The sequence below is a fragment of the Clostridium fungisolvens genome (assembly GCF_014193895.1).
Taxonomy (GTDB): Bacteria; Bacillota; Clostridia; order Clostridiales; family Clostridiaceae; genus Clostridium_AR; species Clostridium_AR fungisolvens.
This window is the reverse complement of record NZ_BLZR01000001.1, coordinates 282025-296304: the sequence shown is the minus strand read 5'-3', so window position 1 is coordinate 296304 and position 14280 is coordinate 282025. Positions and strand designations below refer to the sequence as shown.

At 31.4% G+C, this 14280-nt stretch carries 13 protein-coding genes; 2 read left to right on the top strand and 11 right to left on the bottom strand.

The annotated features are described in order from the left end of the window. Positions 1-90 precede the first annotated feature (90 nt). Positions 91-2073: a hypothetical protein gene (locus bsdtw1_RS01155; RefSeq protein WP_183275768.1), complete on the bottom strand. Its 1983-nt coding sequence runs from the start codon at positions 2071-2073 to the stop codon at positions 91-93. 241 nt (positions 2074-2314) lie between these two features. On the opposite strand from bsdtw1_RS01155, the gene bsdtw1_RS01150 reads away from it, so the two are divergent. Continuing rightward, positions 2315-3520: an SH3 domain-containing protein gene (locus bsdtw1_RS01150; RefSeq protein ID WP_183275767.1), complete on the top strand. Its 1206-nt coding sequence runs from the start codon at positions 2315-2317 to the stop codon at positions 3518-3520. Positions 3521-3591: 71 nt separating this feature from the next. Here bsdtw1_RS01150 and bsdtw1_RS01145 read toward each other — a convergent pair whose 3' ends face one another. From bsdtw1_RS01145 to bsdtw1_RS01110, 8 genes are all read right to left on the bottom strand, one after another. Beyond that, complete coding sequence (locus tag bsdtw1_RS01145) at positions 3592-3735, bottom strand: hypothetical protein (protein WP_183275766.1); 144 nt, start codon at positions 3733-3735, stop codon at positions 3592-3594. A gap of 82 nt (positions 3736-3817) precedes the next feature. Then, positions 3818-5104, bottom strand: coding sequence for a helix-turn-helix domain-containing protein (locus bsdtw1_RS01140; RefSeq protein ID WP_183275765.1), 1287 nt, complete (start codon positions 5102-5104; stop codon positions 3818-3820). A 211-nt stretch (positions 5105-5315) separates the two neighbouring features. Further along, a complete protein-coding gene (locus tag bsdtw1_RS01135; RefSeq protein WP_183275764.1) occupies positions 5316-5927 on the bottom strand; it encodes a hypothetical protein in 612 nt (203 codons plus the stop codon). Between the two features lie 376 nt (positions 5928-6303). Then, entirely contained in the window at positions 6304-7269 is a 966-nt protein-coding gene (locus bsdtw1_RS01130) for a Gfo/Idh/MocA family protein (RefSeq protein WP_183275763.1), read from the bottom strand. 230 nt (positions 7270-7499) lie between these two features. After that, positions 7500-8234: a Fic family protein gene (locus bsdtw1_RS01125; RefSeq protein WP_183275762.1), complete on the bottom strand. Its 735-nt coding sequence runs from the start codon at positions 8232-8234 to the stop codon at positions 7500-7502. A gap of 178 nt (positions 8235-8412) precedes the next feature. Continuing rightward, on the bottom strand, positions 8413-9456 hold the full coding sequence (locus bsdtw1_RS01120; protein WP_183275761.1) for a sensor histidine kinase: 1044 nt from the start codon (positions 9454-9456) through the stop codon (positions 8413-8415). Further along, the gene (locus tag bsdtw1_RS01115) at positions 9453-10127 is read right to left on the bottom strand and encodes a response regulator transcription factor (protein WP_183275760.1); all 675 of its coding nucleotides are present in this window, start codon (positions 10125-10127) and stop codon (positions 9453-9455) included. The genes bsdtw1_RS01120 and bsdtw1_RS01115 overlap by 4 nt, the downstream gene beginning before the upstream one ends. A 356-nt stretch (positions 10128-10483) precedes the next feature. Continuing rightward, positions 10484-11569 carry a radical SAM/SPASM domain-containing protein gene (locus tag bsdtw1_RS01110; RefSeq protein WP_183275759.1) on the bottom strand — a complete coding sequence of 362 codons (1086 nt, stop codon included), beginning with the start codon at positions 11567-11569 and terminating at the stop codon, positions 10484-10486. A gap of 268 nt (positions 11570-11837) precedes the next feature. On the opposite strand from bsdtw1_RS01110, the gene bsdtw1_RS01105 reads away from it, so the two are divergent. Continuing rightward, complete coding sequence (locus bsdtw1_RS01105; protein WP_183275758.1) at positions 11838-12500, top strand: hypothetical protein; 663 nt, start codon at positions 11838-11840, stop codon at positions 12498-12500. Positions 12501-12613: 113 nt separating this feature from the next. On the opposite strand, the gene bsdtw1_RS01100 is transcribed toward bsdtw1_RS01105, so the two are convergent. Further along, positions 12614-13594 carry a GGDEF domain-containing response regulator gene (locus bsdtw1_RS01100; protein WP_205245262.1) on the bottom strand — a complete coding sequence of 327 codons (981 nt, stop codon included), beginning with the start codon at positions 13592-13594 and terminating at the stop codon, positions 12614-12616. 93 nt (positions 13595-13687) lie between these two features. Further along, positions 13688-14272 (bottom strand): chemotaxis protein CheB, encoded by a 585-nt coding sequence (locus bsdtw1_RS01095; protein WP_183275756.1) that lies wholly within the window; start codon positions 14270-14272, stop codon positions 13688-13690. Positions 14273-14280 lie beyond the last annotated feature (8 nt).

The window sequence follows — 14280 nt, the reverse complement described above, 5'->3', positions numbered from 1 at the left end:
ATAGATATAAAAACCAGCACTTAGGTTACAATTGACTACTTATATATACACTATTTTGCTATCTATAAGTTATTCACATATGCATTTTTATTACTTATTAAGCTTTACAAATTTTCTAAATCCTAAAGCCCCGATTCCTAGTACTACTAATATGCTTGCTATAATAGCTATTGTCTTAGCATCAAACCTTGTTTCTGTTTTAGGGATTATTTCTTTACTTTTTTTTGACTTCTCTGCTATTATAAATTTACTAAAATGAGGTGTCTTAAAGGTTACTTTGTTTCCATCTACCTTTGTTTCAATGTACTCAAATTTCTTTGTATCTTCATTGTAGTAGAATATTGCTAAATTACTCTTATTTAAATCAGTTAACTCTTCATCACTTAAAGTGAAATTTATTTCTGACTCTCCATTAGCAAGCTTATGAACAGCTGTTTTCTTCTCTCCATCAACCACTTCAACATCAATACTATATAGCTTCTTCACAGCTTTTAAACCCTTGACTAAATCTGTGTTACTTTCAGCTGAAGTACTTAAAATTACTTTAGCTTTATCAGTAAGTAGACTCTTATCTATGGCTGAAAAAGGTAAGTTTATCACAGAGCTTTGTCCCATTTTTATTTGAAGCGAGCCTGTGCCTTCTCTTATAGCTTTTGTATCTGCTATTGTAACTTCTAATTTATTAGCATTAGTTGTACTGGAGGCTTCTACCAGATTTACTTCATTTCTATTCAGCTTATTTACTTGTATTGGTAAGACTCCATCTTTAACTAGACCTACAACTGCTTTTTCAGTTATTATATTAGGCACTCCATTAGTTTGTATTGATGTGCTTTGTCCATTTGTTGCATTTATATTAGAAGCATTATTTAAATCAGAACCTGTGCTCCCATTATTACTTTTGTCACTTCCAGTTATATCTTGTGTTGATGGCCCCTCATAATCTATTGTTATATTCTTTCCATTTTGAACCAGCGTGTAACCACCATTCATAGTGTACGTTGTTGTGTTATTATCACCAATTATCTTATTTCCTTCAAGCGAATATGATAAAACGAAATTATTATCATCATAAGCTACTACTCTATTCATTCTTTTATCAACTTCATATTTCATAATCCATTTATTATTATCAAATTTATATAATGCGCCATCCTTTACATACCAAATACATCCATTAGAATCTTTAGTTAGTTTAAACTGAACATCAGTACATTCAACTAACATATCGCCCTTGCAAAGCACATTCTGATCTTCTATCAATTCATAGTAACCATCCATAATTTTTTCACCATAGATAAAGTTAGATGGGCTTTCCAGCTGTATATAAAATTTATTATTAGCAACCATTATATTTCTAATATTATAGTTACGAGATATACGTTCATCAATCTTTATATCCTTTGTAGTTCCATTACTTTCTATAGTTCGTAAATAGGTATCAGTTAAATCTGAATCAACAGAAGGTCCTTTTATTATTCCATAAAACTTATCAGAAGAACCTGTATATGTTACCCAAGAATCTCCAGCGTCCACTTCCACTATCTTCTTACTAGGAGTTAGTATGCCTCTGGATTTTATATTATGCCCTTCATAAATATTATAAATATACCAAATTCCATTTTTATCATCAGCTATGCTTAAACGACCAACATCGAGGTTTTCCTTACCGTATTTATTTTTCAAAGTATTATCTAACACGTTTAAATCATATGATCCAGTTACTTCCCCTTGTTCCAAATCAAAAACTGCTCCAACTCCAGGGTTTTCGTTATTATATTCATTTATAATTTCTTTATTTTCACTAAAATCCGAATGTACAAATTTTCCAACTCCTAATACTTTACCATTATTGAAATAATAAACTCCCTTATTATATCCTCTATAAGATATTTGCATTAGCGCCTTGTCTTTATATATTTTTTCACTTGAAACAAATCCTTCATTATATTTTAAAAACTTAGAATCACTTGTCTCAGCTTTAGCAATATCACCAAAAACATTTGCTGGAACCATTGCAAAAACAAAAAGACAAATTAGCAATAAACTTAACGTTTTCTTTATGCTTTTCAAAACATGCCCTCCATCCATTCTATTCATATTAATTATATATTTCTATTCTAGTACCTATCCTACATTCAAACGATTTCAATATAATAGTATAATATATCCATAATTGTTACAATACACTAAGTAACTATTTTCTTAATGCGCTATAAGTGAATTTTCCCTACAGTTAATATACTATTTTAATATTTTTACTTTTTTGATAAACTATTTACAGCGCTATAATTTTAAGGCAAGGAGTTTTTAGATGAGCAAGCTTTTAAAACTTATTACTAATAATAGAAAAAAATCTATAATACTTGCAGCTTCTGGTGTTGTTTTATGTGCAGCTGTAGCTGGTGTGTTAATACATAATAATAATAACGTTAAAACTGAAGCTAATAAAACTGTTTTAACTGACGGAAAGAAAGCAGAAACAACTACAAAAACTAATGAAGTTGCTTCAAATAAAGATAAAACGCAAACTGAAACTACTACCTCAAAGTCGGAACCTCAATTTGTAGAGCAGAAGTTTGCTGGTAAAACTACAGAGATAGTTAACTTTAGAGACAATCCAGCTGAAACTGCTAATGTAACAAAACAATTGGCAAAGCGAACTATCGTTGAGGTTTTAGGTAAGCAAGAGGTTTGGTACAAGGTTAAATATGATTCAAAAGAAGGTTGGATAAACTCCAAATACCTTATTGAGTATACTGCTGATGATAAGAAGGCAGATGAGGAAGCAGCAAGGAAACAACAAGAGGCTGCAGCCGCGGCACAGAAGAGCGCAGAAGCTGCAAAAGCCGCTACCAATAGTAATACGTCAGCTAAATCTACCATTACTACACCTGCTACTCCAGCGCCTGAGGTAAAAAAAGGGTTTAAATCCCCTCAGCTGTCAAATAGTAGCCAGGTTATCTTAATTACAACTAGCAGCATGAGCTCTAGCTATGCAAATATAAAGTTCTATCAAAAAAGTGGTGAATACTGGAACTTAAAAACTGAAACTAACGGAAGAGTGGGCACAAGTGGCTTAGCTTATATATCTAATAGAATGCAATCTACAAATAAAACTCCTGCAGGGGTACTTGGTATATTAAGTGCCTTTGGAGTAGCTGATAATCCTGGAACTAAATATAGCTATGCTAATGTTACTGATGATATGTACTGGGATCTTAATAGTGGAAGTGCGACTTACAATAGACTTATACACAACAATCCTGGTGGTGATTTTGAACATCTTGCAAGTTACCCTACTCAATACAAGTATGCACTAGTTACAGATTATAATGTTAATCAAACTGCCAACAAAGGCGGAGCAATCTTTGTTCATATAAACGGCAGTGGCGGAACTGCAGGTTGTGTATCCATGCCAGAGGCACAAATGAGAGAGTTAATAACTTGGGTTGATCCAGGCCAAAATCCTAAGATATTAATAATTCCAAGTAGTGATTTAAGTAAATACTGGTACTAAAATTATCACATACAAAAAGAAAAAGCTAGAAAGAGCATAAAAACTCCTCCTAGCTTTTTGATCAATTGAGCCTAATATGTTGTTTCTGGAACTTCTCCACCTTGTGTAGTAACGATGCCTCCATGTAATTTTGGAGAAGCATTCCCTAAAACAGGAACAGCAACTACTGCTACCAATAATACACTTAAAACAACCTTTGCAATTTTATTTCTCATTCCCAATCACCCCTTAAATATCTATGTAACCATTATACCATATTATGGTTTACATTACATTATTTAATTGATATTTTTTGATTTATTTTCCAAGGAATGGTTCCAACTTATTTAAAAATTCAATAGATTTGATACTATCTCCTTGTTTTGCAGATACTTCTGCTAATTTATATAGAGCATAACTCTTACCCATCTCAATATCATATTGCTCTAAAGTGTTTAGAAAGCTTTCCATAGCAATCTTTACTTTATCCAGATCATTTGTTGATTCATAAACCTTCACTAAATCTTTATAATTTTCTAAAAGCATATCAAACTTTTTATATTCCTCAGCAATGTCTATAGCCAATTCAAACAGCATTATGCTTTCATCATAAAATCCCTGTTTAAAAAACACTTGTCCCTTAGTGTTTATTGTATTAGGTAGTGTATGCTTACTTACCTTGCTTTTAAGCCTTTGTGCTTCAGTAACATATTTCAATCCTTGCTGAAAATCGTTAGTTTCAAGATAATATTTACTTATATTATTATACAAAACAGATAACAGCTCTTCATCTTCATCTTTGATTTCTTCAATTATACTAAAATACTCTTTAACCGCCTCTTCTTTTCTTCCTAAATCATATAGGCTAACCGCTTTAGTAACCATTGCTTGTATGATAATTCCTCTGTTTATTTCACTACCTTTATTACTATTGAGTATATTTTCATCTATGGTATTTATGCACTTATCATATTGCTTAGTGTGATAGTAAGATAATGATAAATTATTCATGGCCTTTAAAAAAGTTGTATCATCATTTTCTTGTAAAGCATAGCTTATGGCTTGTTTGTAATAAAATATTGCTTCCTCATACTCATTCATTCTAGTTTTACAAGTTCCCATACTATTGTAAATAACGACCTGATCCTTATCATCTTTAAGTTCTTTATATTTACCAAGAGCATTGCTTAAACTCATAAATGCTTTAGTATATTCTTTCTCTGCAAAATACTTATCACCGTCTATTTTATATATTCTAGCCAATAAATCATCTAACTTGAATTGCTTAGCTATGTTTGCAAGCTCTTCAAGTTTTTTATGATCATTGTCTTTATGTAACTCTTCTTCACAATAAAACCTCGCATCCTCATCTGGTTGCCTTGAAAAGTATTCATCATCTAAGTCTAGATTGACAGAAATTCTTCTTCCTATTTCATTAAACTTTTCAGCTAAAGCCTTGGAACTTGCTTTGCTTACATTTCTTTTTCCGCTTTCCATCATGCTTATGAAGGCTCTTGTCATATTGACTCCTTCAATCTCAGCTTGGTTAATTCTAAACCTTTTTCTCATTAGTCTTATTTTTTCACTAGGACTATAAAAATTCAAACCAATCACCCCTGCCCCTTTTATTGCTTAAATCACAAAATGGTTTCTCTACTGAAACTTATTTTATACTTGCTCGAAAATAATACACCCGAATTTTCCAACACATATAAACTAAAAGTTAAAGTTGAAACCTCATATATCTATAATTATAATACTTTTTAACAAAAAATCACTAGAAAACGCAAAATAATGTTAATAATTTGAAAGTTTGCTATTTATTAAACAAATCTTTTATAAATCCTAATCCATTTTTTAGATATTTGCTAAAATCCACTTTTATCTTTATTATATTGCCTTCAATCTTTGCATCTGAAACTTTAACATTTTGAAGTTTTACCGTTATCTTATTCTGAGCTTCATCCACTGACATGGATTGATTTTCATTTTTCTTCAGTTCTTGCATTACAGTGGCATTTGCTATTTTAATTTTCCCTATATAAGCATTTTCAAGCAGCATAGCTATATTGTTATTTTCTGTTCTTAAACTAAACACCATTTTATATTGAGTATTAAGCATCCCTATAAGTTGCACTTTCTTATAAAATATAATTTTCCCATCTGCTATCTCTGCTTTAAAATCTTGAACATCACTGTTTGTTGCGATGAGGGTGTTTAATTTGTTTTCATCAATGTTTACATTTAAAGTGAAGGTCTTAAGGTCGATATCCTTGTTTGTAAATAAAGTAGTATCCGCTGAGTTTATCTTACTTGCATCAAAATATTGTACTTCCTTTTCAGGCTTTATAAGGAATAACCCTACCCCTATAAGCACAATTATAACTATTATTATTGTTGACCAGGCAACTTTTGTTACTCGTTTCATAATACATCCATCCTTTCTTATATATCTCATGCACTCACTGTACATTGCTTAATTTTCTTTCTCTAGGTTAAATTTCAACACAAGCTTCAATAATATACAATCCTTTAAGTAATGTTACTTATGATACATCTTCTATATATATGAATTATATACATTTATCGCTTTATTTATTAATATCTTATCCCATTGCCTCCTGGTTTAGTTTTTAACCTTTTATAAACTTATCACTTTTTTCATATAGGAATAAAAAAATACTCACACAATTTATTTCTAACTGTATGAGTACTTTTTGTTTTTGTATTACGCTGAAAAACTATTGATTAATAAGGTATTGACTGTAGTGTCCCCTTAATTTCAATACATCTCTGTGACGAACTTACTTAACTCCACATTGAGATAGAACTGTATCAAAAATTTCTGCGCAGTCAATAGTATCTTGAAGTGGTATTATATCACTCTCTATTTTATTATTCATATATAACTCAACAAAATGATTAATCTGATATATAAAGCCATCTTCAAAGCTTTCCTCAAAAACTTCTATTAAATTATTTTGTCTATCATACAATTCACATCTTCTTGGTCCTAGAAAATCATAAACTACTATCTGTCCATCCGAACCATATATATGTGCATCTCTATTAGTATCAGCAGTAAAGCCACAGCTTAAGGAAGCTAAGGCACCACTATTAAACTTCATGTTCATCACTACGAAATCATCAACACCAGACTTACTGATGGTACCTACACTGTTTACAACAGTAGGTTTCTCCTCTAATATACCTGTTGCAAACTCTATAGGGTACACCCCTACATCATATAGACTTCCACCTGCTAACTTAGGATTATACAATCTGTGTTCTGGATCAAAAGGAAAGTTAAAAGCAAAAGAAGCATTTATTAGCTTAACTTCTCCAATCTTACCTTCTTTCACCCACTGCTTAACCTTTTGAGTAGTAGGAATACACCTTGACCACATCGCTTCCATTAAAAGCACATTGTTCTCCCTCGCAAGCTTAACTAATTCTTCTGCATCTTTTTTATTTGTAACCAGTGGTTTTTCACATATTACAGGCTTATTGTTATTCAAACAAAGCTTCACCATATCAAAATGAAAATTATGAGTTTGTGCTATATAAATTACATCTACCTCTCCATCTTTTATCAAATCAATATATTTATCATAAGCTTTCTTTGCACCAAAACTTTCTTTAAATCTCTCAGCTCGTCCCATATCTAAAGCTGCAACTGAATTTAGCTCTACCCCTTGAGCCATATTTAAAACCTTTGCAAACCTTGCAGCTATATTTCCAAGCCCTATAATACCAAACCTTACTTTCATATAATCATCTCTCCTCTCATTTAATTTTGGCCATCAATTTATCTATTTTTTAAATCCATGAAGCTTATCTTTTATCTTAATATCACTTTATTATCATCAGCTTTCATTAAAGTTACGTTTAATAAAGTTATTGAAATTAATGGATTATACATACAGTAGATGCTATATAGGCGAGCTATTAGAATTAAATGATTTTTTCGGATGAATAATCAATTAATTTCAGCATACTATTAGTTTAAAATATACAAATAAAGCTCTAAACTTTTATCTACTGCATTTTTAACTATATCTATAAAATCATTCAAGTTTCCTTCTGTACTAGCAATTTCTAGTGACTTCATGTATTCATCTCTATTTTCAGTCTTTATAATACTTATTGGATAACCATTTCTCATTAATATTAAATTCATTAAAAGTCTTGCAGTTCTTCCATTACCATCTATAAACGGATGGATATAAACATATCTAAAGTGAAATTCTGCAGCAAGCTCAATCGGATGAAGTACAATCTTATTGTTATTATACCAATCCAATAATTCACTCATTTTTTCTTTAACTAAAAAATGCTCAACTGGTCTATGTTTACTACCGCTTATTAATACATTACTTTGTCTATATTCACCTGCATTTTTATTATCTATACTTTTTAGTATTATATAATGTAAGTCTTTTATAACTCTTTCTGAAATATCTATATTTTTACTCACTATATCTTCAATATAGTCTATGGCTTCTTTATGATTGATAACTTCAAGGTGCTCCCTTAAGCTTTTTCCTTTACCTATAGTAAGACCATCTTCAAGGATTACCTTTGTTTCTGTTATAGTTAACGTATTACCTTCTATTGCATTAGAATTATATGTTAACTCAACATCAAAATACTTTTTTAAGTTATTTAACTCTGATATATTTAAAGGTCTTTTACTATCTAACAGCTTTTTCTTATCATCTATGTTGTTAAACATCATATCAACTCCTAAGTAATATTATTCCCACATTAAATATAAATAATATATTAATTTAATTATTACATATTATAGCAAATAAAAAAATCGCCAAAGCTATCTTTTTAGCGATTTTTTACACTTCTGACTTTCCGAATACATATGAGTAAATCTGGCAGGCGAACAAGTTTTGTTTTTTTTATAAAGTAACCTTAAAAACAGTGCCGTCACCAGCCTTGCTTTCAAAGGTTATATCACCATTACATATCTCTATAATACGTTTTACAATTGCAAGCCCCAGACCATTTCCTTCTGATGCTCTTGAAGCATCTCCTTGATAGAACTTTTCATATATTCTACTCTTAGATTCTTCAGATATACCTATTCCATTATCCTTTATTGTAATTATTATGTTCTGCTTATCTTTTTTGAGTGATATATCTATGCATCCTTGATCATTTGAAAACTTTATAGCATTCCCAATTAGATTCACCCATACCTGCTGCATAAGCTCCTCATCTCCACTATAGGTAACCTTTTCTAAGTTAAGGTTTAGATCTAGATTCTTCTTACTCCATTGCTCCTCTAATAAAAGAAGAGTTTTTCTTATCTGTTCATCTAGAGAAAATACTTTTGCTTCATTTTGAATTATTTGATTGTCCAGTCGTGAAAGTCTAAGCATATTAGAACATAAATTATTAAGTCTTTTTGTTTCTTCTATAATAATGTCAGTGTATTCATCAAAGCTTTCCTTTGGTAAGTTCTTATCCTTTAATATTTCTACAAAACCTTGAATTGAGGCTATTGGCGTCTTAAATTCATGAGATACACTACTCATAAAATCTTTCCTTAAGTACTCCATACTTTTAAGTTCTTGTACCATCTTATTAAAATTATCTGCCAGAACACCTATCTCATCATGGCTTTTATAATCTATTTGTATATCAAAATTACCTTTTCCAATCTCCTTAGTACTATCACTAAACTGTTTTATTGGCTTAACTATGCGTTTTGTCACAAAGAACACAGTAATAGAGCCAATTAATACGCATATATGTAAAGTAATTATTAAAATAACATTTTGAGTTATATTCTGTCCATGGCTATAAAAATTAATATCAAGCAATTTTAAAATACGGCTTATTGCTAAGGAAATAATTAGAGATGACGCACATGAAAAACTTAGTATGCCTATAAAAATCAAGGTAAATTTAGTTCTTATTGATTTGGATATCTTCTTCATATATACTTTTCCACCTTATACCCCAATCCACGTATGGTGATGATTCTGAATTCCTCTAGATAATCAAACTTTTTACGTAGCTTCTTAATATGGCTATCCACAGTACGTTCATCTATGTCTATATCCATCCCCCATATCTCGTCCATAAGCTGCTGCCTAGTAAATATCTTATTAGGATAACTTAAAAGCTTGAACAATAAATAGAATTCTTTTTTAGGAAGTTCTATAGTCTCCTCTGTTGTAGTTACTGTTAGGCTATCATAGTTTAGACTTATATCTCCAAGTATTATCTTTCTCTCAGTGGATATCTTAGCTCTTCTTAAAAGTGCTGAAACCCTTAAAAGCATCTCATTCATATCTATAGGTTTTACCATATAATCATCAGTTCCTACAAGGAATCCTTTTTCCTTATCTTCAAAACTATCCTTGGCGGTCACCATAAGTATAGGTATATTATAATCAGCCTCTCTCAAGGTCTTGGTAAGTTCGTATCCATCAAGTCTTGGCATCATGATATCACTTATAATAAGATCTATATGAACACTGTCCATTATCTCCAGTGCTTTTTCACCATCTTCAGCCTGGTAAGCCTCATATCCAGCTTGTTCAAGCTTTACAGCCATTAGCTTTCTTATGTTTTTATTATCTTCTACCACCAGTATGCGAAACATATGCTTCCTCCATAATATTATCCACAGTTCCTATTGTTATTTGTATATTTTATCAACAGTTTTATATACAGAAATGGACAACTCTAAGCCTAAATTTATTTTTAATTATAGAGTTCCCCATCTATAGGGTTCTTAGCTCAACTATTAATTTATACATGCCCGGAAATCTCCAGAGGCCGAGATTTTTCAAGTATGTATAAATTATGTTTCAACACAGGAAACCTTTATAACATATCTTTATATAAAAGTCTAAATTATTCAATTATCTATTCCACCGAATTGATTGGACTCCCAATAAAGATTTCCATGGTTCTAAAAATCTTTATTGGGATAAATTCTAATACGAAGTAGTTTATCTATAATAACTTCTTAACTTCATCTTCTTTTTCGAATAATACACATCCCCCACTATGCTCTCCTGAAAGTATTTCATATTCCTTAAGCTTTTGAAATAGTGGAGATTTAAGTGCCTCTAGCAAAGTACAATTTTTTAAATTCATATCTGAAAAAGGAGAAAATGGACATGGTTCTGCTCCGCCATTTGTATTTATATGAAAGAATCCTCTACCTGCAGCAAGGCATCCACCTGTATATTTTTCATCTCCAGGGAAAGATAAGAAGATAGCATCTTCGTACATTTCTCTAAGCTTTGCCTGCTTAGCTTCAAGAATATCACGCTCTTTATCCGTTGGAGCAATATTTTTAGTAGCTTCTGTAACTGGTACATATTCCACGAAAACCATTGCTCTACAGCCCTTTTCATACAGTTTATCAAAAAACTCTTTACTTGTAACTGTATTTATATTTTCAGTGGTTACGGTAACGGATGCACCATATAATATACCTTTTTTCTTTAAGCTATCCATTACCTTCATTAGAGTGTCATAGGTTCCTTGACCACGTCTATCATCGGTCTGATTTCTGTCTCCTTCAATACTTAGAATTGGTACTAGATTTCTATTCTTATCTAAGAGACTTATATAAGCTTCATCAAGCATTGTACCATTTGTAAATATAGGGAACATTATTTCTTTTACTTTAGCAGCTTTTTCAACTACTTCTCTTCTCATAAGTGGTTCTCCACCAGCAAGTAATATAAATGGAATTCCTAACTCCTTTGCTTCCTCGAAAATTTCTCCCCATCTTTGTGCTGACATTTGATTTAATTCTAAGCCTTCTCCACAAGCTTTATTTGCTCTAGCATAACACCCCTTACAAAATAGGTTACAAGTACTAGTTATACTTGAGATTAAAAATGAAGGCACATCTTGACCATTCTCTTGAAATGCATCTCTTTTCTTCTTTGCTTCCTTACTAGCCAGCATGTATTTTACCATGAACGCCGTTTCTCTTGGATTTTTTAAAGATGCTTTTATTATATTATTGATTATATTCTCTATTCCACCACTCATATATTCTGCTATGTTAAACCCACCATTCATATTCCCTAAAACCCCTTATTTTTATATTCTTAATAACACTTTTAATAAACAGTATACAATTGTATTGTGCTAATCACAACATGCTTTATTATATATGCTTTATATGTCATAAATGTGACGTTGAAATTAATACTTAAGCTAAGATATGCTATTTCGAAATTAGGTAAGGTAACAATAAACCAGTGAAAGAATTTTAATAATATGTTTTATTATCAAATAATTCACCTATATAGATTTCTTCATATAATATATAGAGGTGATTTATAATATGGCAAGCCCTAAATTCATTTTAGATCTTCCCGAAGAACAATTAGAATCTAAAGCTACAGTCATTCCAGATCCAGCTTTCGTTGCTAAGACAAATAGATTTTATAAAATACCTGTATTTTTAAGTCATCCTACTAGCAATACTATGAACAACCTTCAAATAAGCTTTTTATTAAGACTTATGGAAGAATTAAAAAAAGAATTGCTGTTTCCTAGGACACTTCCAAATACTGAACAATATCCAGAAACAACAATGACAAGTATAAGAAGAATGATTTACTCTAGCTATGGTATGGTAACTTTGAATCTTGCAAGAAAGAAAGTAAGAGTTATCGAAACAAATGGTGCTACAGTTTATGATAAAGATCTTGGAACCGAATATTGGACTGGCTCTACCTTCTCATTTATCGAACCAGCTATGGCCTTCCAATATGGTTTACCTCAACTTTTTATAACTGAAGCTTTAGTTTCTGGACAAGATGTGTATGAATCTGGAGGTATAATTCCTTTCCGTACTATGGTTTGGGATTCATCTCAAGGTGTAGATTATTTCTTTAAGAGTACTGAATGGAAAGAAATGCTTCAAAACTGGTCAGCAGAAGTCAGAAGCGGTTACTTCTTAAATACTAAGGCACCTTACGATTATGTACCTGAAGGTCAATAATCCTCTGCTTAGTCAAAGTACTTTTTAATTACAATAATAAGGCGTAGATATAGATAAAAAGTATATCTGCGCCTTTGCTGTTAGTTTTTTATGTAATTATTGATTTTTATATTTTAACAACCTACTTGATTTCTACCATTTTTCTTAGCTCTATATAAAGCCTTGTCCGCATTTTCTATAAAGCTATCCATTGAATAGACTTCATCAGGAACTATTTCGCTAACCCCTAAGCTTAGGGTAACAAATTGAGATACTGATGAGTATTCATGCTTAAGCTCCAATTCCTTTAGATCCTCTATTATGTTCTCTGCTATTACCTTAGCCTGCTCTGCTGTTGTTTCAGGTAAGATCACCGCAAACTCTTCTCCACCATATCTTGCAGCAAAATCAAGTGGTCTATTCACTGATGAAATAATAGAATTTGCCACTTGGATAAGGCAATCATCTCCCTTTAGATGACCATAGTTATCGTTATACGCCTTAAAAAAATCTATATCAGCCATTATTAATGAAGCTGGCTTTTTAGAACGTTCACAGTTCCTTAAGGTCATACTGAGGTAATTATCAAAAGCTCTCCTATTTGGTATACCAGTGAGTCCATCAGTGGTAGATAAATTTTGTAGCTTATGATTATCTTGCTGGAGCTTTGTTAGCTCCTTTATCTTTAACTCTAGAAGCTTTGTTTGATCTTCATAAAGTCTCTTTTGATTATAAAGTTCTAAGAACACATTCACCTTACTTTGAAGTATTACCGGTTCAATTGGTTTAAACAAATAGTCCACTGCACCTTTTTCGTAGCCTGCAAATATACAACTAGGTTCTTTGCTTATTGCAGTGACAAAAATTATAGGTACGTATCGAGTCTTAGAGTTCCCCCTCATAAGCTCTGCGGTTTCAAACCCATCCATATTTGGCATCTGAACATCTAGGAGAACTAGTGCAAAATCATAATCAAACATTAAACTTAAAGCTTCATTTCCAGAGGTTGCTTTAATAATATTGCAGTCCATATGCTCTAAAAGACTTTCTAAAACCAGTAAATTATCGTATCTATCGTCTACTATTAATATATTCATCTTATCCTTGTTACTCATTTTCATCTCCCCAATATAATCAACTGCATCTATAACTAATAAAATATATACAATTTTAAAACATATACGATTTTTAAAATAAATTTTTATTTATCAGTACTCATTATATCCATTTGTAATCGTTAATTCAATCAATTTTTCGACAATTTTCCCCAAAGGAATTATATAATCTGCCTGCAAGGTTTTTGAAGCAATCTGAGGCATCAGACTTACCGCGGCAGTATTTGGATCTTCGATTATAGCCATTCCCCCGTACTGCTTTATTGTTTTCAACCCCTTACTTCCATCACCATTTGCACCGGTCAATATGACTCCTATAAGCTTATGCTTAAAGCAGTCACTGGCAGTTTCAAAAAGTACATCTATAGAAGGTCTTGAATAGTTTTCTTTATCTTCTACTGTCAATGATAAAGTTTCATCTTTCTCAATCAAAAGGTGATAATTTGGAGGAGCTATATATACATATCCTGAAGTAATTTTTTCTTTTTCCTCCGCTTCTTTCACCTTAAGCCTGCATATACTATCAAAATATTTAATTAAATAGCCATCGGATTCAGGGCTCAAATGCTGTACTATTACTATAGGAACAGGAAAATCTCTGTTTATAACTTTTAATATGGTTGCTATAGCCTCAATTCCCCCAGCCGATGCCCCAATAACCACACATCTAAACTTCATAATAATTC

Bases quoted from the DNA above. Each gene is read 5' to 3' on its own strand.
- bsdtw1_RS01105 (WP_183275758.1), top strand. From the start codon at position 11,838: ATGGCAAGCCCTAAATTCATTTTAGATCTTCCCGAAGAACAATTAGAA.
- bsdtw1_RS01150 (WP_183275767.1), top strand. From the start codon at position 2,315: ATGAGCAAGCTTTTAAAACTTATTACTAATAATAGAAAAAAATCTATA.
- bsdtw1_RS01115 (WP_183275760.1), bottom strand. From the start codon at position 10,127: ATGTTTCGCATACTGGTGGTAGAAGATAATAAAAACATAAGAAAGCTA.
- bsdtw1_RS01095 (WP_183275756.1), bottom strand. From the start codon at position 14,272: ATGAAGTTTAGATGTGTGGTTATTGGGGCATCGGCTGGGGGAATTGAG.
- bsdtw1_RS01110 (WP_183275759.1), bottom strand. From the start codon at position 11,569: ATGAATGGTGGGTTTAACATAGCAGAATATATGAGTGGTGGAATAGAG.
- bsdtw1_RS01135 (WP_183275764.1), bottom strand. From the start codon at position 5,927: ATGAAACGAGTAACAAAAGTTGCCTGGTCAACAATAATAATAGTTATA.
- bsdtw1_RS01145 (WP_183275766.1), bottom strand. From the start codon at position 3,735: ATGAGAAATAAAATTGCAAAGGTTGTTTTAAGTGTATTATTGGTAGCA.
- bsdtw1_RS01120 (WP_183275761.1), bottom strand. From the start codon at position 9,456: ATGAAGAAGATATCCAAATCAATAAGAACTAAATTTACCTTGATTTTT.
- bsdtw1_RS01100 (WP_205245262.1), bottom strand. From the start codon at position 13,594: ATGAGTAACAAGGATAAGATGAATATATTAATAGTAGACGATAGATAC.
- bsdtw1_RS01130 (WP_183275763.1), bottom strand. From the start codon at position 7,269: ATGAAAGTAAGGTTTGGTATTATAGGGCTTGGAAATATAGCTGCAAGG.
- bsdtw1_RS01125 (WP_183275762.1), bottom strand. From the start codon at position 8,234: ATGTTTAACAACATAGATGATAAGAAAAAGCTGTTAGATAGTAAAAGA.